Raw genomic sequence first — 20,830 nt, forward strand, 5'->3', positions numbered from 1 at the left:
TGGTCAGCGTCGGCGCAGCCGTCTGATCTTGAGCGCGAGGTGCAGGTCGAGCCGCACCAATCCGTCGGACAGGTCGCGCCCGAGCAGCCGGGAGATCCGGTCGAGCCGGTAGTACAGGCTGCTCCGGTGCAGGTTCAGCCGCGCCGACGTGGCCTGCACGTCCCCGCCCAGGTCGAGGTAGGTCTCCAGCGTCTCGACGAGCATCGGGGTGTCCAGCGGCGCCAGCGGATCGTCCTGGCCGCCGATCAACCCCCGATAGGGCCCGAGCCCCGACCAGTCGCAGTGCCGGTCGAGCGCCGGGTCGAGCGCGGCGAGCTCGGCGGCGGCGAGCGCCTGGTCGCGAGCTTCGAGAGCCGCGTCCAACGGCCGGGGCTCGCTCACCCCCAGCACGACCTCGCCCGCGAGGCACTTCCCCACCACCTCGTCGATCTCGCCGAGCAGCCCCCGCCGGTGCAGAACGACCATCGCGTGGGCGGGCGTGACGTGTGCACCGACGTAGGCGGTCTCGGCGCGGAGGACGGGCGTCAGTGCACCGGCCAGCGCGCTGAACTCCGCCGCGCTCAACGGCCGCGCACCACCGCGCCCCGGCCGTGCCGCGACGGCCGCCACCACGGTGATCGTCCCGTCGACCAGCCCCGGCACCGCGGCCGCGAGCTGCGCACCGGCCTCGGTCCGGCTCTCGCCGAACAGCCGCCCGACCAGTTCGTCGACCTCCCGGCCGGGTGCGGAGCCGACGCGTGACCGGACGTCCAGCAGGTCGGCCAGCGCATCAGCTCGCCGCAAGGCATCCCGATCTTCGCCAGACAGCTCGGACCCGAGAATCCACAGGTAGCCGAGGTGACGGCCGCGCCTGCGCAGCGGCAGGCAGAAGCGGGCGGACAGGCCGAGCCGCGGGTTCGCGGGCACCGGGACCGGGTCGGTGGCGTCGGCGGCGACGTGCCGCTGCTCCCACTCCCTGATCTCGGGGGCGACCCGGCGCAGCAGGATCGTGGAGACGCGCGCCGCGTCGACGTCGTCGCGCTGCGTGCTGTAGGCGATGAGGTCGCCGTGCACGCCGTCGATCGTGAGGCTGCGTCCCAGCCGCACGGCGAGCGCGTCGAGCTCCTGCTGGACCTGTTCGAGCACCACTCCGACAAATGTACGAGACGCGGGGCGCCAGTCCGAGCGTTCGACCGGTGCGGGCGTGCGGCCGGAGTGCCTACCGTTCTCGCACCACGTCACCGGAGGAGCACCTGATGGCCGCACTCGCTCACCGCCCCTGGGTCGCCGAGCCGTCCGAGCACCGCGTGCGCGCCATCGCGGCGGCAACGGCCCAGCGAACGCCGGCGGCCCAGCTCGCGGAGCTGGACCGGCTGGTCACGGAGAACCGCCGCATCCACGACGTCGACTCGGTCAACCTGAACCCGGCGACGAACGTGATGAACCCGCGCGCCGAGGCCATGCTGTCCGCCGGGCTGGGCTCGCGGCCGTCGCTCGGGCACCCCGGCGACAAGTACGAGATGGGCCTCGAGGCGATCGAGCAGATCGAGGTCATCGCCGCCGAGCTGGTCGCCGAGGTCTTCGGCGCCCGCTACGCCGAGATCCGGGTGCCGTCCGGCGCGGTCGCCAACCTCTACGCGTTCATGGCGACGTGCGAGCCCGGCGACACGATCATCGCGCCCCCGCCGTCGATCGGCGGGCACGTCACCCACCACACCGGCGGCTCGGCGGGGCAGTACCGGCTGAACACCGTTCCCGCGCCCGTCGACCCGCACCGCTACACCGTCGACGTGGACGCGCTGCGCGTGCTGGCGCACGAGGTGCGGCCGAAGCTGATCACGATCGGCAGCAGCCTGAACCTGGTTCCGCATCCCGTCTCGAAGATCCGCGAGATCGCCGACGAGGTGGGCGCGAAGGTCCTGTTCGACGCGGCGCACCTGTGCGGCCTGATCGCCGGGCACGCGTGGCAGCAGCCGCTGGAGGAGGGCGCACACCTGATGACGTTCAGCACCTACAAGAGCCTCGGCGGACCGGCGGGCGGTGCCGTCGTCACGAACGACGCCGAGCTCGCCGAACGCGTCGACCGCATCGCGTTCCCCGGCCTGACCGCGAACTTCGACGTCGCCAAGTCCGCGGCGCTGGCCGTCACGATGATCGACTGGCAGGTCGCGGGACGCGCCTACGCGGCCGCGATGGTCGAGACCGCCGCACGCCTAGCCGACGAGCTGGCCGCGCTGGGCCTGCCGCTGTACGGCGGCACGACGTCACACCAGTTCGCGCTGAGCGCCCAGCGGTGGGGCGGCGGGCAGCACGCCGCGCGCACGTTGCGCGAGGCCAACATCCTGACGTGCGGCATCGGTCTGCCCGCACCGTCGGTCGACGGCGACGTGAACGGTCTGCGCCTCGGCACCCCGGAGATCGTCCGCATCGGGATGAAGCCGCAGGACATGCCCGACCTGGCCGGGTTCGTCGCCCGCGGTCTGGTGGAGCCGCTGGAGGTAACCGCGGACGTCAGCGCGTGGCGCAGGCAGTTCTCCGGCGTGCACTACACGGCCTCGGTGTCCACTCGTCGCCAGCTGGCCGTGAACACCAGTGCCGCGCAGATCGACCCCGCGGAGGCCAGCGACCCGGCGCCCAGGTAGATCACCCACTCGTAGCCGCTCACCGCGCCCAGCCCTTCCCGGAACAGCGGCACGAGGCAGAGGAACACGCCGAGCGCGAACGTGAGCACGCCGGAGCACGCCCAGAACACGATGAGCACGACCCGGCCCGTGCGCCTGCGCCCGGTGTGCCGGTGCAGCGCGCCGCGCCGGGCCAGCCACCACGACGCCAGCGCGGCCAGCGCGAGCGCGATGGCGTCGGCCGCGAGCGTGTCGCTGAGCCGGTGCCACTTCGCGGTCAGCGTGTACTGCCCGATGCCGACCGCCCACGGCAGCACGAAGAACAGGAGCACGCCGCGCCACCGGTACGGCACCACGATCAGCGCGGCGAACAGCACCGTCATCGCGATCGTGGTGTGCCCGCTGGGCAGGCTGTTGTGCGCGTAGTCGCCGGTGACCTCGACGAGGTGCGGCCGCACGAGCACGAACCGCTTGAGCACCTGCACGACCACCTGCCCGCCGACCACGACCCCCACCGCGGCGAGGGCCAGGTCCCACCGCCTGCGCAGCACGCCGACGAGCGCCACCGCCACCACGGCCAGCGCGAGCGAGTAGACCGTGATCTGCCCCAGCGCGTGCCAGGCCTGCCCGGACTCGCCCGCGTTCGCCTCGTCCGCGCCGCGCAGGGCCGCGTTCTCCAGTTGCTGGCCCGCGGTCGTCCACACCGCCAGCACGTACACCAGCACCGCCACCGCCGCGGCGGCGATCGCGATCACCAGCCAGCGGCGTGCGGTGACTTCCGTCGTCTCAGCGCGTTGATCCAGCAGCACGACATCGAGTGTCGTGCGTCAGCAGCCGGTTCGGTCCTTTCAGGACGGATCGCCACCGGACCGGGTGACTCCCTCGTCAGGCTTGCGCCCTGCTGCGACGCACCGCGTGCACCACGAACAGGGTGAACAGCAGGAGCGCGAAACCCGTCCCCGCGCCGCCCAGCGCGAACCCCAGCGACCGCCAGTTCCTCTCGGCGGGCGGGTTGACCACGGTGTGGATCGGCGTGATCCTCGGCGGCGTCGCGCCCGGTCGTTCGGCCGGGATCACGGCGGTCAGCGCGGCGACCGGGTTGACCATGCCGTGCCCGACCTTGTGGTCACGCCCGTCGGTGTTGCCGGGGTGCTGCGCGGTCGCCTTCAGCCGCGCCATGACCTGCCGCGCGGTCAGCGCCGGGAACCGCTCGCGCACGAGCGCGGCCACGCCCGCGACGTACGGCGACGCGAAGCTCGTGCCGACGATCGGCTGCTGCTCCTTGGCCTCCGGGCTGATGCCGGCGTTGACCAGTCCGGGGCCGCCGGGGTCCAGGGTCACGATGCCCTCGCCCGGCCCGGCGATGCTCACCCACGGCCCCCACACGCTGAACTGCGACACGGTCCCGTTCTCCCCGATCGACGCCACCGACAGCACGTCGTCGGCGAACAAGGGCGGCGACGCGACGACCTTCACGTCCCGCGGATCCGGATTGTCGTTCTGGTCGGGGCACCCGGTCGGGCCGAGGTTGCCCGCAGCCGTCACGATCACGACGTCCTCTTTGTCCACGGCGAACCGGATCGCCGCCTGCAGCATCTGGTCGTTGGCCGAGAACTCTTGCGGGGCAACGCAGTTCGTCACCGAGATGTTGATGACCTCGGCGCCGGACCTGGCCGCGTGCACGATCGCCTTCGCCAGCGTGCTGAGATTGCCCGCCCTGGGGCGTGCCGGTTCGGAGGCGGTGCCCTTGAACTCGAAGCGGTCGCTGGTGTGCCGGATCGACAGGATCTCCGCTTCCGGTGCCGCGCCGACGAAACCGCTCGCGTCCTCGCTCGACGCGAGCACACCGGCGACCTCGGTGCCGTGACCGTCGCAGTCCACCTTGCCGTTGGACCTCTCGACGAAGTCACCGCCACCGGCCACTCGCCCCTTGAGCAGCGGGTGCTCGACGACACCGGTGTCGATGACCGCGACCTTCACCCCCTTGCCGGTCGCGAACCTGTGTGCCTGCTCGAGGTTCAGCCGCAGCTGCCCGTACGGGATGTCCTCGACGGTCTTGCCCTTGGCGCTCGACCCGATGCACTGCTGGCCGTTGCTCACGTACGGCACGTCCGGCGCGGGCGCGCCTTCCGTTCCCCGCGGCGGCAACTGCGCGTTCGCGGGCAACGGCGGTGGCTCGTACTCCTTCGGCGCGGCGAACGCAGGCACCTGTCCGGACAGCACGAGCAGCACCGCGGCAGCACAAATCCTGATCACACCGACCCCCTTCGGCTTCCCCTGTGGCGCAGTATGACCACAAAAGCCGGTTCGAGGCCTGTAGCGAATTTCAGGAAGAGGAACGACTTCCGGCTACAACCACCGGCAGAACCAGTCGCGCGTGCGCCTGAGCACGTCGAGCTGGTGGTTCCGCTCCCGGATGGAGTGACCCTCACGCGGGTAGACGACGAACTCGTGCATCGCACCGAACCGGCGCAGCGCGCGGTGGAACGCCTCCGACTGGGACAGCGGAACGTTGGTGTCGTCCGCTCCGTGCAGCATCAGCACCGGGGTGCGGACGTTGGCGGCGAACGAGATCGGGCTGAGCCGGTCGTGCGGGTGCGGGCCGATGCCCTCCCAGCCCGCGCTGCCGCCGAGCGCCGCCTCGAACGGCCCGCTTTCGCCGGTGGCGGCGAGCATGCCCCAGTCGCTCACACCCGCTCCCATCACGGCCGCCTGGAAGCGATCCGTCTGCCCGACCGCCCACGCCGCCACGAAACCGCCGTGGCTCCAGCCGCCGATTCCCAGCCGCTCCGGATCGGCAACCCCTTGTGCCACCAGGAGATCCAGGCCTGCGAGGACGTCCGTCCACTCGTCCAGGCCGACCGCTCCGGCCACGCACGCGGCGAAGTCGTGGCCGTGCCCCTTGCCGCCACGGGCGTTCGGCAGAAAGACGGCGAGCCCGGCGGCGGCCAGCCACTGCGCGGACGGGTACCAGTCGAGCATCAACCGGTCCGCGTGTCTGTCGTAAGGTCCGCCGTGCACCAGGGTCACCAACGGGAAAGGCCCGTCCTCCCGCGTCCTTCCCGGCGGCAGCACCAGCAGACCGTCCAATGCCAGACCGTCATCCGCCTGGTGCGCGAGGCGTTCCTGAACGCCCCATCGCACACCACGCAGCTCGGGCCTCGTGTCCGTGACCTGTGCGAGCCCACCCGGTTGTCCGATGTGGATGTTCTTCGGCTCGTACGCGGTGCTGACGACCGCGGCCACGACGTCACCGTTTCGGCTGACGGACAACGACTCGGCCTGCCCTTCGATCCGGGACACCTCGACGAACTCGAGCGTCGCCGGGTCGAGTTGGCGCAGCACGGTGTCGAGCCCGTCCGCGAACAGTGCGAGCGGACCGGTCGCCAGGTCGGCGGGACAGCTCGTCATACCGGTGGTCAGGTCGCGGTGCACACCGTCTTCGGTCACGTCGAACACCGCGCACCCGCCGACGAGACCGGGTGGCACCACGCCGAGGTAGCTCACGTGCCAGCCGTCGTCGCCCCGCCACCACACCGGCCTGCGTGCCTCCACCGCGGCGCTGCCGAGGTCCCGCACCGTTCCGCCCGCCAGGTCCACGACGTGCAGCTCGGGGTGCAGCACACCGGGATCCAGGTCGGGCACCGGCCACGTCACGACCGCCAGCAGCCCGTCGCTCCGCGCGGCCACCTCCACGACGTGCCTGCCGCCGAGCACGTCCGGCGTGCGGATCTCCCCGGTCCGCGGGTCGAGCGTGCGCAACCGGGACAGCCGCGCCCGTTCGCCCCGCACCCCGGCGTCGTCGCGTTCCGCTTCCCGGCGCCGGTCCTCCTCGGTCGGCCCGTCGGGCGCGATCACGACAACGCGGCCGGCGTCGAGCGGGAGGCACTCGTCCACCCCGCCCGACCACGAGGTGAGCACCTCGGGCGCACCACCGAGCACACCGGCGCGATGCACCTGCGCACCGACGAGGTAGTAGACGGACCGCGAGTCCGGAGCCCACCGCGGCGAGCCCAGGTCGTTGCCCGAAGCCAGCTTCCGGGCCTCACCACCGGCACCGGGCACGACCCACAGGTCCCCGGTGGGCCGCTCCCCCGCGTGCCCGACGGGAGCCGTCACGTACGCCACCCAACGGCCGTCCGGGGACACCCGAGGCACCTTCGGCACCAGCCCGTCGACCACCAGTTCGGCCGTCAGCACGGAGTCCATCGCAGAGTCCATCGCAGAGTCCATCGCAGAGTCCATCGCGGGACAGCTCAGTCGATCGGTTCGATCGCGTCGTGCACCAGGTCGACCCGCGGGTCCTGCACGTGCGCGACCGAGGCCAGGTACCCGGCGGCGGAGTAGGCCATCGCGAGGTCCTCGTCGTCGATGACGATCGAGCCGCCCGCGCGCTCGAACCGCTCGGCGAGCAGGGGGAGCCCGTCGGGCAGCAGCCCGCACATGTCCTCGAAGGAGATGTCGCCCCACCGCCCGAACGCCTGACGCAGCACCCACACCCAGTCGGCGAGGTCTCCCCGCACCAGGAACCGGTCCTCGGTCAGCTTCACGACCGGACCGTCGGGCGGCGTCGAGGGGAGCCGGGCGAGCAGCAGCTCGACGAGCTCCGCGTTGAAGTGGCCCGCGGCGATCGTGAGCACCGGCGCACCGTCCTCTCGGGACTGGCCGGGATCCGCGCCCTCGTCCAGCAACCGCCGCACCACGGCGATGTCGGCGCGACGCCGGGATACGGCTGTCACCAAGTCCATCGGCGGATCTTATGCAGTTCCTGTCCTTCGGCGGCACGACATCGGAACGACTACGTCCAATGCTAACTTGATGCGTCTGTTCGGTGACGCGCCGTTCATGCGTTCCACGTATGAATGTCAGGCCTAATGGCCCGTGGATGTAACGGCCGATCGGCGTAACGTCCTCTGCCGTCTTGCGTTGACCACGCACGTCCCGGAGGAACGCCATGAAGCGGTCCGCAGCAGTCCTGTCCTCTTTGGCACTCGTGCTCGCCGGCGTGGTGGTGTCGCCCGCCCAGGCCGCTCCGAGCGCCGATCCGCTCGACGTCTACATCGCCGAGGTGACCCCGGAGAAGGCTGGTGAGCTGTCCAGACAAGGCGTTGACGTCGTCGAGAGCAGAACGGTCGGTGATCAGGTCCAGGTCGAGCTCGTCCTGTCCGAGACCGAACGCGCCACGCTCGCCGGACGCGGGGTGGACGCGAAGCTCAAGCGCACCAAGGACGGCAAGACGACCAGGCAACTCGCGGCCGACCAGGCCGTCAACGGGTTCACCGTGTGGCGATCATACGACGAGGCGGGCGGAATCAGGGACCAGCTGTACGCGCTGGCGCGCGACAACAGGAACCTCGTCAAGCTGGAGGTGCTCGGCAAGACCGGGCAGGGGCGCGAGATCATCGCGGTCAAGGTGACGCAGGGCGCGAACGGCGTCCGGGACGGCAGCAGGCCCGCAGTCCTGTACTCGTCGACGCAGCACGCGCGGGAGTGGATCAGCACCGAGGTCAACCGGCGGCTGCTGAACCACTACGTCGACCGCTTCAAGGCGGGCGACAAGGAGATCAAGAACCTGCTCAAGGACACCGAGCTGTGGTTCGTGCTGGTCGCCAACCCGGACGGCTACCAGTACACGTTCGACGCGGAACGGCTGTGGCGCAAGAACCTCCGCGACAACGACGGCAACGGCCAGGCCAACGTCGGCGATGGCGTCGACCCGAACCGCAACTTCGACGAGCACTTCAACTACGACAACGAGGGCTCGTCGTCGGCGGCCGCCAGCGACACCTACCGCGGGCCCGGCGCGACGTCCGAGCCGGAGACCAGGGCCATGCAGGGCCTGCTGGACCGGATCAAGCCGAAGTTCCAGTCCAACTGGCACTCCGCGGGTCAGTGGATCCTCTACCCGCAGGGCTGGCAGACCGGGTCGCCCGAGGCGGACAACCCGATCTACGTCGCGCTGGCGGGCACGGACGCCACGCCCGCGATCGCCGGGTTCGACCCCGGCATCAGCTCCGACGAGCTGTACGTGACCAACGGTGAGACCACCGACTACGCCGACGCGCGCAACGGGACCGTGTCGATGACGCCGGAGCTCAGCGAGGGCTGCGACGGCTGCGGCTTCGTGTTCCCCGACGACGAGGCGCTCGTCGAGGCCGAGTTCCAGAAGACGCTGCCGTTCTCGCTGTCGCTCGCGCGGTCCGCGACCGACCCGGCGAACCCGAAGTCCGCGGTCGGCATCACCGTCAAGCCGTTCTACCTCGACCAGGCCGACCTGGACCAGGAGAACAGCCCTCTGTCCATGATGGACTTCACCTTCGACGTCTCCTACGGTGACCCGCAGGAGGTCCGCGTGCTGGCGAAGAAGTCGCTCGGCGCGGTGCAGGCCAAGTGGCAGATCGGCACCGGGCCGGTGCAGAGCACGTCGACGAAGGAGTGGCAGGGCGGCGAGCGGTACGGCGTCGGCAACTCGAACTACTACCACGTCGTCAGCGGCGTGGTGACCGGGACGCAACCCGGTGACACGGTCAAGGTGTGGTTCGAGGGCGGCGGCCAGACCAGCAGCTCGTTCACGTACAAGGCCGTCTCCGACACCGGCGACAAGGTGCTCGTGCTCTCCGCGGAGGACTACACCGGCGCGTCGCCCGCGATGCCCGGCGTGACTGCGCCGAAGTACCTGTCGTACTACACGAACGCGCTGACCGCGGCCGGCGTGAGCCACGACGTCTACGACGTGGATGCCAACGGCCGCAAGGCACCCGACGCACTCGGCGTGCTCAGCCACTACCAGGCGGTCGTCTGGTACACCGGCGACGACGTCGTCACGCGCGAAGCGGGCTGGGGTCCGGGCAACGCCTCCAGCCTCGCGCAGACCGAGCTGTTCGAGGTCCGCGACTACCTCAACGAGGGCGGAAAGGTGCTCTACACCGGCAAGTACGCCGGGCACCAGTACGCCACGGGCCACGGCACGCAGCTCTACGACCCGTTCGAGAACAAGCAGTGCAGCGATCCGGCCATCACGGCGCGGTGCCGTCCGCTCAGCGGTTCCGGTGACAACGTCAACGACGTCATCGAGTACTGGTTCGGCGCCGGGGTCGTCAGCGAGGACTCGGGCACCGACGAGAACGGAGACCTGTTCGACGTCAACGGACTCGCGGCACCGTACGGCGGGATGTCGTGGGGCTTCAACGGTGCGGACAGCGCGCAGAACCAGGACCACAGCGCGTCGTTCCTGACGACCAGCGGCCTGCTACCGGTCGCGGTGTACCCGCAGTTCGAGAGCTCCGTCGCCGGCGCATGGGACCGCCCTGGCGGCCCGTTCGCACCGCACACCGGCGAATACTACGCGTACTCGCAGATCGGTGACGTGGCGTACAAGCGGCTGACCAGGACGATCACCGTCCCGGCAGGCGGCGCCCAGATGTCGTTCTGGACGTCCTACGACACCGAACCCGCGTGGGACCACCTGTTCGTGGAGGCGCGCACGGCGGGCGGCGCCGACTGGACGACGCTGCCCGACCAGAACGGCAACACCACGACGACGCCCGGCGACAGCTGCGCGGCCGGCTGGCGCGATCTGCACCCGCACCTCGACCACTACCAGACCCTCAACCCGGACAACACGTGCACGGCGACCGGTACCACCGGCGTGTGGAACGCGGCGTCCGGCGGGTCCGGCGGCTGGCAGCAGTGGTCGGTGAACCTGGCCGCCTACGCGGGCAAGCAGGTCGAGGTGTCGATCGCCTACGCGAGCGACTGGGCCGTGCAGGGGCTCGGTGTGTTCGTGGACGACGTCGTCGTGACCACCGGCGAGGGGTCCACGTCCTTCGAGTCCGGTTTGGATGGTTGGACGGTCGCCGGGCCGCCTGCGGGCAGCCCGCCGAACCCCAACGACTGGGTGCGCACCACCGCGGCCGGGTTCCCGGAGGGCGCGGTCGTCAAGACCGACGACACCCTCTACTTCGGGTTCGGCTTCGAGGGCATCAGTGACGCGGCTACGCGCAACCAGGTGATGCAGAGGGCGATGAGCTACCTGCTCGGCTGAGCGGGAGCCGCTGGTCAGAGGTCGTGAGTGATTTGGTGTGCCATAGGCCTCCTGATCACTCACGACCGCTGAGCGCGAGCCGCAGGACGATCTCGCCGTCCTCGATCTCGCCGGTGGGCTCGAACCCGAGCCCCCGGTAGAACGGCCAGGGCTCACCTTCGCCGGGGTGGTAGCTGGTGAGCAGCTCGGTGGCGCCGTCCGCGCGGATGAGGTCGACGACCAGCGCGACCACCTCCCGGCCGAACCCGCGGCCCTGGTGGCGTTCGTCGATGAGCAGCCGCCACAGGAAGAACGGCCCGAGGATGCCGGGACGGCCGGGCGGCACGTTCCAGCTGAGCATCACGAACCCGACCGGCTCGTCGCCCGAGTACACGGCCCGGTACCAGGGCTCGCCCTCGGGCGTCGTGGCGGCGTGCTCGAGCGACTTGGCCACGGAGGCGACGAACTGCTCCTGGTCGGGGCGAACGCGCAACGCGCACACCGCGTCGCGGTTGGCGTCGGTGATCTCGCGGAGGTGCGTGGTCATGCCGCCATTCAACCCTGGACGACCTGCCGGGCGATCGCGAGTTCCCGGTCGGCGTACGCCATCACGGCGGCGAGCGCGCCGGCGTTCTCGTCGGCCAAGCGCTGCTGGTAGGCGGTTTCCACGGCGAGCATCACGCCGGCCACGTTGGTCCGCAGCTTGCAGTCGACGTCGGCGACTGCGGTCGCGGTCTCCTGCGGGCTCGGCCGTTCGGTCCGCCAGCGCGGGTCGTTCGCGGCGGTGGGCGGGTCGGGGTAGCGGAAACCCTTGTCCTGCATGCACGACGCCCACCTGGCGAAGGCCGCGGTGACCCGGCTGTCCTGCCTGGTGAGTGCGAACGACTGCCACTGCAGCTTCTGCGGCAGCCCGGCCTCGATCTGCTCGATCCCCGGTTTCAGCTGACGCATCGCCTCGCCGACGCAGCCACCGCTGGGCACGGGCACACCGCGATAGGCGGTCACGCCCTCGCCCAGCCACACCGCCTTGGCGTCGGCGGGCAGCGCCGACGGAGGCGGGCCACCGGCGGCACGCGAGTGGTAGCCGTCGGCCGACGCGACCGCGGGATCCAGGTTGGTGTACCGGCCGGTGTTGGAGAGGGACGGCTGAGGAGCCGGGTCGCTCTTCCACTCGAGACCGAACCGCCGCATGCACCGGTCACCGACGACGTCGACCGCCTTGGACAACAACTCGCGGCGGTCGCTGGTCTGCTGGAACCGGTCCAGCGGGAGCACGATGTCGGCGCCGGTGCGCACCACCGGGATCGCGCCGACCGGCGGCTCGGCTGAGCCGGAAGCGCACGCGGTGAGCACCAGCAGCACGCCGCACCACCGGACGGTCGTCATGTCCACCTCCTCCAGGGGTGGTCCGGGCACCGCCGGACCACCCCCGCATCCGTCAGCCGCGGAAGCAGTGGCCGCTGATCTTGTTGTCGAACCCCTTGGACCCGAGGTTCGCGTAGAACCAGCTCTCCTGTGCGCTGACCTGCCCCTGGCGCAAGAACAGCAGCAGCGGCGCGGTGTGGTCGCAGGCGTCCAACCCGTCGCGGAACGCCATGAGCACGAAGTCCGGGGCGTAGTTCGCGGCACTGCTGGCGCTGTCGTCGATCTTGACGGACGTGCCCGCGTAGACGAGGTTGCCGTAGCGGGGCAGGTGGTTGTTCATGCTGGCGGACAGCCCCGTGAAGTTGGTGTCGCGCCAGATGACGAACGCGCCGGATCCGGCAGCGGCCACCGGCGGCGCCGCGTTCGCCGCCGGCGCCACGAGCACGCACGCCGCGATGCCGACGGCGGCACTCGCGACTGCGGTGAGCTTCCTGAACCTCATGTTGAGTCCTCCACCTGATGTGGCGATGTCGGGCGGGAGTCAACCGACCTCCTGTTGGAAGACGGCTGGAACAAAGCTGGAACCCGGTTCGCGGGTAGGCGTCGCATGCCTGCGAAAGCAGGTACATGAGCCCGGAACGGTGCTGAATACTCGGCCCGATGCGTTTCGGGATCCTCGGACCTCTCGAGGTCTGGGACGACGGCAGGCCGGTGGCCGTCGGGGGGCCGCAGCAGCGCGCGCTGCTCGCGGTGCTGTTGCTCAACGCGAACCACGTGGTGTCAGCGGATCGGCTGATGAGCGAGCTGTGGAGCGACGAGCCGCCACCCGCGGCGCGCAGGCTGCTCCAGGGCTGCGTGGTCCGGCTGCGCCGCGCGCTGGCCGGTGAGCGCCAGCCGCTCGTCACGCGCCCACCCGGCTACCTGCTGGAGGTGCGCCCCGGCGAGCTGGACGCCGACCGGTTCGACGAGCTCGTGGCCGACGCGGAGCCGTTGCTGGGCAAGCATTCCGCCGGCGCGCTCGAGCAGGCCGCCGTGCTGCTGGCCGACGCGCTGGCGCTGTGGCGGGGACCCGCGCTGGACGGCATCGGCACGGACACCTGCCAGACGCACGCGCGGCGCTGGGACGAACGCAGGCAGGCGGTGCTCGAGGACCGCGTCGACGTCGACCTGCTCCGCGGCCGCCACGCGGAGCTCGTCGGTGAGCTGCGCGCGCACGTCCGGGCGCATCCGCTGCGGGAACGACCGTGGGCGCAGCTGATGCTGGCGCTGCACGGCGCCGACCGGCAGGCGGACGCGCTGGCGGCGTACCGCGAGCTCAGGGCCACGCTGGTCGACCAGCTCGGCGTCGAGCCCAACGCCACGCTGCGCGGCATCGAGAGCGCGATACTCGCGGGCGGCGACGCGATGGAGGCGTACCGGTCGGCGCACGACGCCGCCGCGCCGATCGCACCCGCCCAGCTGCCCGCGATGGTGGCCGCGTTCACCGGCCGCGACGAGCACCTGGAGGAGCTGGACGCGCGGCTGCGCGACCCGAGTCCGGTGGTCACCCTCATCGACGGGATGGCCGGGGTCGGCAAGACCGCGCTGGCCGTCCGGTGGGCGCACCGGGTGCGTGAGCGGTTCCCCGACGGCCAGCTGTACCTCAACCTGCGCGGCTTCGCGCCGTGCCGGCCGGTGAGCCCGATCGAGGCGCTCACCGGGTTCCTCCGGGCGCTCGGGGTGCCCGCGCGGCAGCTCCCGCTCGACGCCGACCAAGCGGCCTGTCAGTACCGGAGCCTGCTGGCCGATCGGCGGATGCTGGTCCTGCTGGACAACGCGGCCACCGCCGAGCAGGTCCGGCCGCTGCTCCCGGCCGGACCCGGCTGCCTGGTGCTGGTCACCAGCCGGGACCGGCTGAGCGGGCTGGTCGCCCGCGACGGGGCCCGCAGGCTGACCCTCGGCGTGCTCACGCCGGACGAGGCGATGACGTTGCTCGAACAGGTCGTCGGCACGCGACGGGTGCGCGCCGAACGCGAGCCCGCGACCGAGCTGGGCCGGGCGTGCGGGTGGCTGCCGCTGGCGCTGCGCATCGCCGCCGCGGCCGTCACCGACGCGCCGCACCGCCCGATCGCCTGGTACGTCACGACTCTCACCGGCGCCGACCGGTTGAGCTCGCTCGCCGTGGACGGTGACGAGCAGACCGGGGTGCGCGCCACGTTCGACCTGTCCTGCGCCGCGCTCGCCCCGCAGGCGCGGCGGATGTTCTGCCTGCTCGGCCTGGTGCCCGGCCCCGAGGTGACCGTCGAGTCGGCGGCCGCGATCGCGGGCACCACCATCGGCGACGCACGCCTGCTGCTGCACCGGCTCACCGCCGCGCACCTCGTCGAGGAGCACACCGCGGGCAGGTACGCGTTCCACGACCTGCTGCGCGCCTACGCCGCCGAACGCGCCGAGGCGTGCCTGCCTGCCGCCGAGCGGCGCGCCACGCTCCAGCGCCTGCACGACTGGTACCTGGTCACCGCCGATCGCGCGGCCCACCAGCTGTACCCCGAGAAGCTGCGCGTGCCGCTGCCCGCGATCGACACCGCCGCGCTACCGGTGACCTCGTTCGCCGACGACTCGGCAGCGGTGCGCTGGCTGGACGCCGAGCGGGCGTGCCTCGTCGCCGCGATCCGGCACGCCGCCGCCCACGGGCCACTGGTCAACGCGTGGCAGCTGGCCGACGCGCTGCGCGGCTACTTCTGGGGTTGCGGCCACCGGGCGGACTGGATGACGACCGCAGAGGCCGGCCTCGCCGCCGCCGAAGCGACCGGTGACCGGCAAGCGATGGCGTGCGCGTACTTCGGTCTGGCCGACGCGTACCGGTGCCGCAACGTCTACCCGCGTGCCGTCGAGCTCTACACCCGCTCGATCGCGCTGAGCGGGCAGACCGGCTGGCTGGAAGGCGAAGCGGCCGCGCTCGGGAACCTGGGCGTCACGCACTGGGAGATGGGCTGCCTCGAACGCGCCGCCGAGCACTTCACCCGCGCGGCCGAGATCGACCAACGGCACGGATGGCGCGCCGGGTACGCGTCGAAGCTGAGCAACCTGGGCCTCACGTACCGGCAGCTCGGGCGGTTCGAGCGGGCCGAGGAGCTGTTCACCAGGGCGCTGGCGATGGACCGGGAGCTCGGGATGCACGCCAGCGAAGGCGTCGACCTGGTCCACATCGGCCTGGTCGCGTGCCTGCGAGGGCGGCTCGACACCGCGCTCGCCCTGCACACCGAGGGGCTGGCGATCCAGCGCGCGCTCGGCAACAGGCACCTGGAGGGCGCCACGCTGCGCCAGCTCGCGGTGGTCCACCGCGACGCCGGCCGCTACGCCGACGCGCTGGACGCGGCGCGCGCGGCACTGCCGCTGACCCGCGAGACCGGCAACCGGTTGCTCGAGGCCATCGCACTCGCGACGGCGGCGACCATCCACGACCACCTGGGGCAGCACGAGCAGGCGGTGGAGCAGGCCACGCGGGCGTTGCGGATCGGCAGGCACATCGGTGCGCCCGACCCGCAGATCGAGGCGATGATCGGACTCGCGGTCGCGCACGGGCACCTGAGGTCGTTCGACAGCGCCGTCTGTCACGCCGAACAGGCGGTCGCGATGGCCTGCCAGCACGGCTACCTGCTGCTGAAGGGCCAGGCGCTCACCGCGCTCGCCCGGCTGCGGCTCGCGCTGAACCGGGTGGACGAGGCGATCCACGACGCGCGGCTGGCGCTCGCGATCCACCGCGAGACCGGGCACCGCCTCGGCGAGGCGCGCACGCTCGTGGTGCTGGGCAAGGCCGATCCCGCCACCGCCTGTGCGCGGTTCCGCGACGCGCTCGACCTGTTCGCCGACATCGGCGCACCCGAAACCGCGGAGGTCCGCGCGCTCCTCACCCAGCGGACGCGCAGCCCGCGCTGACCGTCCACATCGGACTCATGCGGGCGGTGCGAGCACCACCGCCGAGTTGTGCCCGCCCATGCCCAGCGACGACTTGATGGTGATGCCGTCGGTGATCCGGGAGGGGCCGTCCAGCAGCCGCGGGTGGCCGGTCGCGACCACGGGTGGTGCGGGCACCAGACCGCGGTCGTAGCCCAGTGCGGTCACCGCCACCTCCACCGCGGACGCCGCGCCCTGGCAGTGCCCGGTGAGCGGTTTCACCGAGTACACCTCGGTGTTCGCCGGGAACAGGTGGTCGAGCACCGCGGCTTCGGCGCGGTCGCACTGCACGGTGCCCGGTCCGTGCGCGTTGAGGTAGCGCACGGCGGAGGCGGGGACGCCCGCGTTGGCCAGTGCGTCCTGGAAGCAGCCGGTGATCTGTCCGAGGTCCGGGTCGATGGACGTCACGTGGTACGCGTCGTGCGACATGGCGCCACCGAGCGTCAGCGCGTACGGCCGTTCGGCCCTGGAGGACAGTACGAATGCCACAGACGCTTCACCCATGATGAAGCCCCTGCTGCCGCTTTGGAACGGACGGCACGCGTCCAGCGGTTCCGCGTCGACGATCGCGACGCCGAGCCGGACGAAGTGCGAGACGTTCTCGGGCGTGAGCGACAGGTCGGTCGCCACGAACACGACGTCGTCGACGATGCCCGCGTCCAGCCAGGACTTCGCGGTGATCAACCCCGCGTTCCCGGACGCGCACATGGCCGAAACGTTCATCGCAGGGCCGTGGAAACCGTATTCCTGCATCACCGTCGACATCGGCGTGGACGGCATCATCGCGAGGTAGTCGCGCATCGGCAGCGCACCGCCGCGGGCCCGGTAGAAGTCGCGCCACAGGTCGACTTCGCCCAGTACAACGGCGTGCAGCAGACCGACTCGGCGACCCGGCTGCCAGCCGCGGTCGCCGGCGTCACCGATCGCCTCGCGGGCGGCCGCGCGCATGGCTCTGGCGAATCTGCTGGGTCCGTCCGCGGGGTTGCCCGCGTCCGACACGCACGCGGCCCAGACCTCGTCACCGGGGTGCTGCCCGAGCCCGGACACCACCGTGGCGGCTGGTTTACCGCTCATCAGCCCGTCCCACAAGGCTTCGCGGCCCCAGCCGTACCCGCTGACGACGCCGATCCCGCAGATCGCCACGCCTTTCGCAGCCATATTTTCGCTCCCCTCCAACTCGAGAGCCGAGTCACGACAGCGGCACCACCATCGTAATGGGCGGATCTGCTGCGGAAACCGCCTTCCGCCGCCACCGGGTAACAGGATCGAAACATGGTCCACGGTGGACGTGATCCGATATAACGGCACACCGTGTGTGCATCAGACGGGTGGGAATTACGTCGCAGATGTAGTAGGACTCCACGGTGGCGCCACCGCGAAACGGACCTGTCGTCGTGAAGGAGCTCATGGGCGACGCCGAGTTCGACCACGAGTTGGTGGTCGACCTCGCGCTGTCGGTCGGGGCAGCTGTCGTGTGGTGGTTCGACTTCGCCACCGGCAATTTCGCCTGGTTGTCCGGTCTGGACCAGATGCTGGGCATGGCCGGTGCGGACGAGGAACAGCTGCGCAGCAGCATCGCGGAGCTGATCGCTCCGCTGACCGTCGCCGCGCAGGCGGCGCCCGTGTGGCAGGACTTCGAGCTCGAACAACCGTGCCGGCTCGCCACCGGTGACATCCGCTGGATCCAGCTGCGGGCCCGCGTCTCCGAGCAGAACGGCGGCCGCAGCCTCGTCGGCGTCGCGATAGACGTGACGGGCCAGCACCTCCAGCAACAGGCCATGACGGACCTGGCCGACCGGTACCGGTTGCTCGTCGACCTGTCCCCCGACGCGATCGTGGTCCACGAAGCCGGGCGCGTCGTCTACGCGAACCCCGCCGCGGTCCGGTTCGTGCGCGCGTCGTCGGACGCCGAGATCCTGCACCGTCCCATCACGGACTTCGTGCACCCGGACTCGGTGATCGCGATGCAGCGCCGCATCGCGGAGCTGGGCGAGCCGGGCGCGGCGAGCGAACCCGCCGACGCGGTCCTGCTGCGGTTCGACGGCGGCACGGTCGAGGTCGAGTCCGTGTCCGTCCGCACCACCTGGGAGGGTCGTCCCGCGTTCCAGGTGATCATGCGGGACGTCACCGAGCAGAAGGCCGCCGCCGCGGCGGTGAACTACCAGGCCACGCTGGTCGCGCACGTCAGCGACGCGTTGATCGCGACCACCGCGGACGGCGTCGTCACCAGCTGGAACCCGAGCGCGGAGACGGTCTACAGCCGCTCGGCGGCGGACGCGATCGGCCAGCCGATCCAGCACGCCGTCGGCGCGTCACTCGACCCGGCGGCCATCCTCGAGTCCGGCGGCGTGGCGCAGGCCGTGCACTACAGATCCGACGGCAGCGCGCTCGCGGTGCGGGTGTCGGTGGCCCCGATGACCGACGGGTACGTGCTGATCTGCGCGGACGAGACCGCGCGCAGACGTGCCGAGCAGCACTTCACCGCGGTGGTCGCGGCCATCGAAGAGGGCGTCATGGTGATCGGGCCCAGCGGCCTGGTCGAGTCCGTCAACCCGGCCGCCGAGCGGATCCTCACCATCCAGGAGCACGTCGCGGTCGGCACGCCCATCACCGCCGCGCAGTTCTTCGACGAGGCCGGTGGCCGCATCCCGGAGGCGGACTACCCGTCGGCGCACACCCGGCTCACCGGCGAGCCGCAGCACGGCCGGATCGTCCGCGTCGACCGGGCGCACAAGCCCAGCATCTGGCTCTCGGTGAGCAGCCGCGCCATCAACGCCGACGGCACGCCACCGACGGCCGTGGTCGTGTCGTTCACCGACATCACCGAGCGCCGCATGATCGACGGGCAACTGGAGCACGAGGCGACGCACGACGCGCTCACCGGGTTGTTCAACCGCACCGTCACCATCGACCGGCTCAGCCCGACCGCCCGCGGCCACCGCTCGGGCCACACCGCCGTGCTGTTCATCGACCTGGACAAGTTCAAGGTCATCAACGACTCGCTCGGCCACAGCGCGGGCGACGAGGTGCTGAAGGTCGTCGGCACCCGGTTGAGCAACAGCGCGCGCCGCGGCGACGTGGTCGGCAGACTCGGCGGCGACGAGTTCGTCGTCGTCGCGTACGGCATCACCACCACCGACGAGGCCACCGCGCTCGCCGACCACATCCGCAGCGAGCTGAACAAGCCCATCAGCGCCGACGGCCGCAACCTCTACGTCGACGCGAGCATCGGCATCGTGATCGCCGACCAGCACGACACCCGCGACGGCGCCGACCTGCTGCGCGACGCCGACCTGGCCATGTACCAGGCGAAGACCCAGGGCCGCGGACGCCACGCGTTCTTCGACGTCGACCTGCGCGAACGCACCCACCGCAGGCTGCGCCTCGAACAGGACCTGCGCGAGGCGCCGCGCACCGGCCAGCTGTGGATGGCCTACCAGCCGATCACCGACCTGCGCACGGGCACCACGTCCACCGTCGAGGGCCTGCTCCGCTGGGCGCATCCCGAGCACGGGCTGATCTCGCCGGCCGAGTTCATCCCGATCGCCGAGGAGAGCGACCTCATCAACCGCATCGGCGTCCACATGCTGCACACCGCGGCGTGCGAGATCGTCGCCCTGCGCGCGGGACTTCCCGACCTCCAGCTCACCGTCAACCTGTCCGCCCGGCAGCTCGACGATCCCCTGCTGGTGCACACCGTGCGCAACGTGCTGCGGTCCACCGGCCTGCCCGCTCAGGCCGTGTGCCTGGAGATCACCGAAAGCGCACTCATGCGAGACCCCGTGGTCGCCGGGCGCACGCTCGCCGCGTTGCGCGAGCTCGGTGTGCAGCTCGCGATCGACGACTTCGGTACCGGGTACTCGTCGCTCGCCCAGTTGCTCACGTTGCCGTTGGACATGCTCAAGATCGACCGGTCGTTCATCGCCGGGCTCGGCGAGTCCGAGGACGCCAAAGCGATTGTCACCAGCATCATCGCGATGGCCCACGCCGTTGATCTGACCGTGGTGGCTGAAGGGGTTGAGCAGGAGTTCCAGCTCGACATCCTGCGCGGGTTGAAGTGCGACCAGGCTCAGGGGTATCTCGTGGGGCGGCCTGTTCCCGCTGCTGAGGTGGATCTGGTGTTGCGGCGGTCTTTTTGAGCGTCGGGGCTTTGCGGTGTGGGGTGGGGAGGGGCCCGCGGATCACCTCACGGTGGCCATATTTTCGGTTGGGGGTCAAGACAAAAAGACGTCTTGACCCCCAACCGAAAATATGGCAAGGCTGCGCCTGATCCGCGAGCCCCTCCCCACCCCCGGCCGTCCGGATGCTTGGGATTGTTCGGCTGCCGGTTTGTGTTCGGGGGCCGCGCTCGGTTGGCAGTGCGGGGGTTGGGAGTGCGGCGGGCGCTCTTTCTTTGGTACCTGCCGGTCGGGGTGTGGCCCGCCTTCGTTGCTGCCGGTTTCGTGGTGGGCTGCTTGGTGTGCCGGCGTCGCTTCGCTCGCCGGGTCCACGCTGCGCTGTGGATGTTGCGGGCTGTCGCACCCCCGGTTTTCGCGGCTGACTTGCCGGTGGGGCCGGGGATTGTCGGTGTTGGCTGGCAGCATCGGTTCGGGGGGTTCTCGGGTGCGGGGGGACGCCCGCGTGAGCACACTCGCGGCCGCGAGCGGCGGCCCGGCAGGGCCAGGGGTGTGTCGCATCGGGCGGAAGGCAGGCCCAGCCGCAGGTGGGCCGGGCTGGCGGGCCCGGCGGCAGGCGGGCCGGTGTGATCAGGCAAGGAGTGTGCGTATCCGCAGTCACCTCGTGGTGGGCACCGCGCGATTGGGCCTTGACATGGGGTGCGGCGTGGTACACCTCAACGGCCGGCAGGTTCCCTTCCCTGCCGGCGGAGCCGGCCCACCACGCCGCGAGGGGCCCCATGTCAAGGCCC

At 71.2% G+C, this 20,830-nt stretch carries 13 protein-coding genes; 4 read left to right on the top strand and 9 right to left on the bottom strand.

All coding sequences use genetic code 11. The features are described from left to right. Positions 1-3: 3 nt before the first annotated feature. Entirely contained in the window at positions 4-1,128 is a 1,125-nt protein-coding gene (locus tag FKR81_RS32015) for a PucR family transcriptional regulator (RefSeq protein WP_146357694.1), read from the bottom strand. A 107-nt stretch (positions 1,129-1,235) separates the two neighbouring features. Here FKR81_RS32015 and FKR81_RS32020 point away from each other — a divergent pair, with 107 nt between their 5' ends. Beyond that, positions 1,236-2,621 (top strand): serine hydroxymethyltransferase, encoded by a 1,386-nt coding sequence (locus FKR81_RS32020; protein WP_146357696.1) that lies wholly within the window; start codon positions 1,236-1,238, stop codon positions 2,619-2,621. Here FKR81_RS32020 and FKR81_RS32025 read toward each other — a convergent pair. From FKR81_RS32025 to FKR81_RS32040, 4 genes are all read right to left on the bottom strand, one after another. Next, positions 2,525-3,409 (bottom strand): phosphatase PAP2 family protein, encoded by an 885-nt coding sequence (locus tag FKR81_RS32025; RefSeq protein WP_146357698.1) that lies wholly within the window; start codon positions 3,407-3,409, stop codon positions 2,525-2,527. The genes FKR81_RS32020 and FKR81_RS32025 overlap by 97 nt on opposite strands. A gap of 76 nt (positions 3,410-3,485) precedes the next feature. After that, positions 3,486-4,856, bottom strand: coding sequence for a type VII secretion-associated serine protease mycosin (gene mycP / locus FKR81_RS32030; protein ID WP_186763291.1), 1,371 nt, complete (start codon positions 4,854-4,856; stop codon positions 3,486-3,488). Between the two features lie 93 nt (positions 4,857-4,949). Next, positions 4,950-6,821: a S9 family peptidase gene (locus FKR81_RS32035; protein ID WP_235921878.1), complete on the bottom strand. Its 1,872-nt coding sequence runs from the start codon at positions 6,819-6,821 to the stop codon at positions 4,950-4,952. 35 nt (positions 6,822-6,856) lie between these two features. Beyond that, entirely contained in the window at positions 6,857-7,348 is a 492-nt protein-coding gene (locus FKR81_RS32040) for an ankyrin repeat domain-containing protein (RefSeq protein ID WP_146357702.1), read from the bottom strand. Positions 7,349-7,554: 206 nt separating this feature from the next. Between FKR81_RS32040 and FKR81_RS32045 the strand changes: the two genes are divergently transcribed. Beyond that, complete coding sequence (locus FKR81_RS32045) at positions 7,555-10,644, top strand: M14 family metallopeptidase (protein WP_146357704.1); 3,090 nt, start codon at positions 7,555-7,557, stop codon at positions 10,642-10,644. Positions 10,645-10,699: 55 nt separating this feature from the next. On the opposite strand, the gene FKR81_RS32050 is transcribed toward FKR81_RS32045, so the two are convergent. Genes FKR81_RS32050 through FKR81_RS32060 form a run of 3 tightly spaced genes read right to left on the bottom strand, consistent with a single transcriptional unit; the run spans position 10,700 to position 12,490 of the window. After that, on the bottom strand, positions 10,700-11,170 hold the full coding sequence (locus FKR81_RS32050) for a GNAT family N-acetyltransferase (RefSeq protein ID WP_146357706.1): 471 nt from the start codon (positions 11,168-11,170) through the stop codon (positions 10,700-10,702). A gap of 8 nt (positions 11,171-11,178) precedes the next feature. Beyond that, on the bottom strand, positions 11,179-12,009 hold the full coding sequence (locus FKR81_RS32055) for a hypothetical protein (RefSeq protein WP_146357708.1): 831 nt from the start codon (positions 12,007-12,009) through the stop codon (positions 11,179-11,181). Between the two features lie 52 nt (positions 12,010-12,061). Continuing rightward, complete coding sequence (locus FKR81_RS32060) at positions 12,062-12,490, bottom strand: hypothetical protein (protein ID WP_146357710.1); 429 nt, start codon at positions 12,488-12,490, stop codon at positions 12,062-12,064. Positions 12,491-12,648: 158 nt separating this feature from the next. Here FKR81_RS32060 and FKR81_RS32065 point away from each other — a divergent pair, with 158 nt between their 5' ends. After that, complete coding sequence (locus tag FKR81_RS32065; RefSeq protein ID WP_146357712.1) at positions 12,649-15,906, top strand: AfsR/SARP family transcriptional regulator; 3,258 nt, start codon at positions 12,649-12,651, stop codon at positions 15,904-15,906. 15 nt (positions 15,907-15,921) lie between these two features. On the opposite strand, the gene FKR81_RS32070 is transcribed toward FKR81_RS32065, so the two are convergent. Further along, positions 15,922-17,082, bottom strand: a complete 1,161-nt coding sequence (locus FKR81_RS32070) for a beta-ketoacyl synthase N-terminal-like domain-containing protein (RefSeq protein ID WP_146357714.1) — start codon at positions 17,080-17,082, stop codon at positions 15,922-15,924. Positions 17,083-17,318: 236 nt separating this feature from the next. Between FKR81_RS32070 and FKR81_RS32075 the strand changes: the two genes are divergently transcribed. Continuing rightward, positions 17,319-20,063 (top strand): sensor domain-containing protein, encoded by a 2,745-nt coding sequence (locus tag FKR81_RS32075; protein WP_235921879.1) that lies wholly within the window; start codon positions 17,319-17,321, stop codon positions 20,061-20,063. Positions 20,064-20,830 lie beyond the last annotated feature (767 nt).

The sequence above is a fragment of the Lentzea tibetensis genome (assembly GCF_007845675.1).
Taxonomy (GTDB): domain Bacteria; phylum Actinomycetota; class Actinomycetes; order Mycobacteriales; family Pseudonocardiaceae; genus Lentzea; species Lentzea tibetensis.

Excerpts from the sequence above, each read along its gene's own strand:
- FKR81_RS32050 (WP_146357706.1), bottom strand. The coding sequence starts at position 11,170 with ATGACCACGCACCTCCGCGAGATCACCGACGCCAACCGCGACGCGGTG.
- FKR81_RS32060 (WP_146357710.1), bottom strand. The coding sequence starts at position 12,490 with ATGAGGTTCAGGAAGCTCACCGCAGTCGCGAGTGCCGCCGTCGGCATC.
- FKR81_RS32045 (WP_146357704.1), top strand. The coding sequence starts at position 7,555 with ATGAAGCGGTCCGCAGCAGTCCTGTCCTCTTTGGCACTCGTGCTCGCC.
- FKR81_RS32065 (WP_146357712.1), top strand. The coding sequence starts at position 12,649 with ATGCGTTTCGGGATCCTCGGACCTCTCGAGGTCTGGGACGACGGCAGG.
- FKR81_RS32040 (WP_146357702.1), bottom strand. The coding sequence starts at position 7,348 with ATGGACTTGGTGACAGCCGTATCCCGGCGTCGCGCCGACATCGCCGTG.
- FKR81_RS32020 (WP_146357696.1), top strand. The coding sequence starts at position 1,236 with ATGGCCGCACTCGCTCACCGCCCCTGGGTCGCCGAGCCGTCCGAGCAC.
- FKR81_RS32070 (WP_146357714.1), bottom strand. The coding sequence starts at position 17,082 with ATGGCTGCGAAAGGCGTGGCGATCTGCGGGATCGGCGTCGTCAGCGGG.
- FKR81_RS32035 (WP_235921878.1), bottom strand. The coding sequence starts at position 6,821 with ATGGACTCTGCGATGGACTCCGTGCTGACGGCCGAACTGGTGGTCGAC.
- FKR81_RS32055 (WP_146357708.1), bottom strand. The coding sequence starts at position 12,009 with ATGACGACCGTCCGGTGGTGCGGCGTGCTGCTGGTGCTCACCGCGTGC.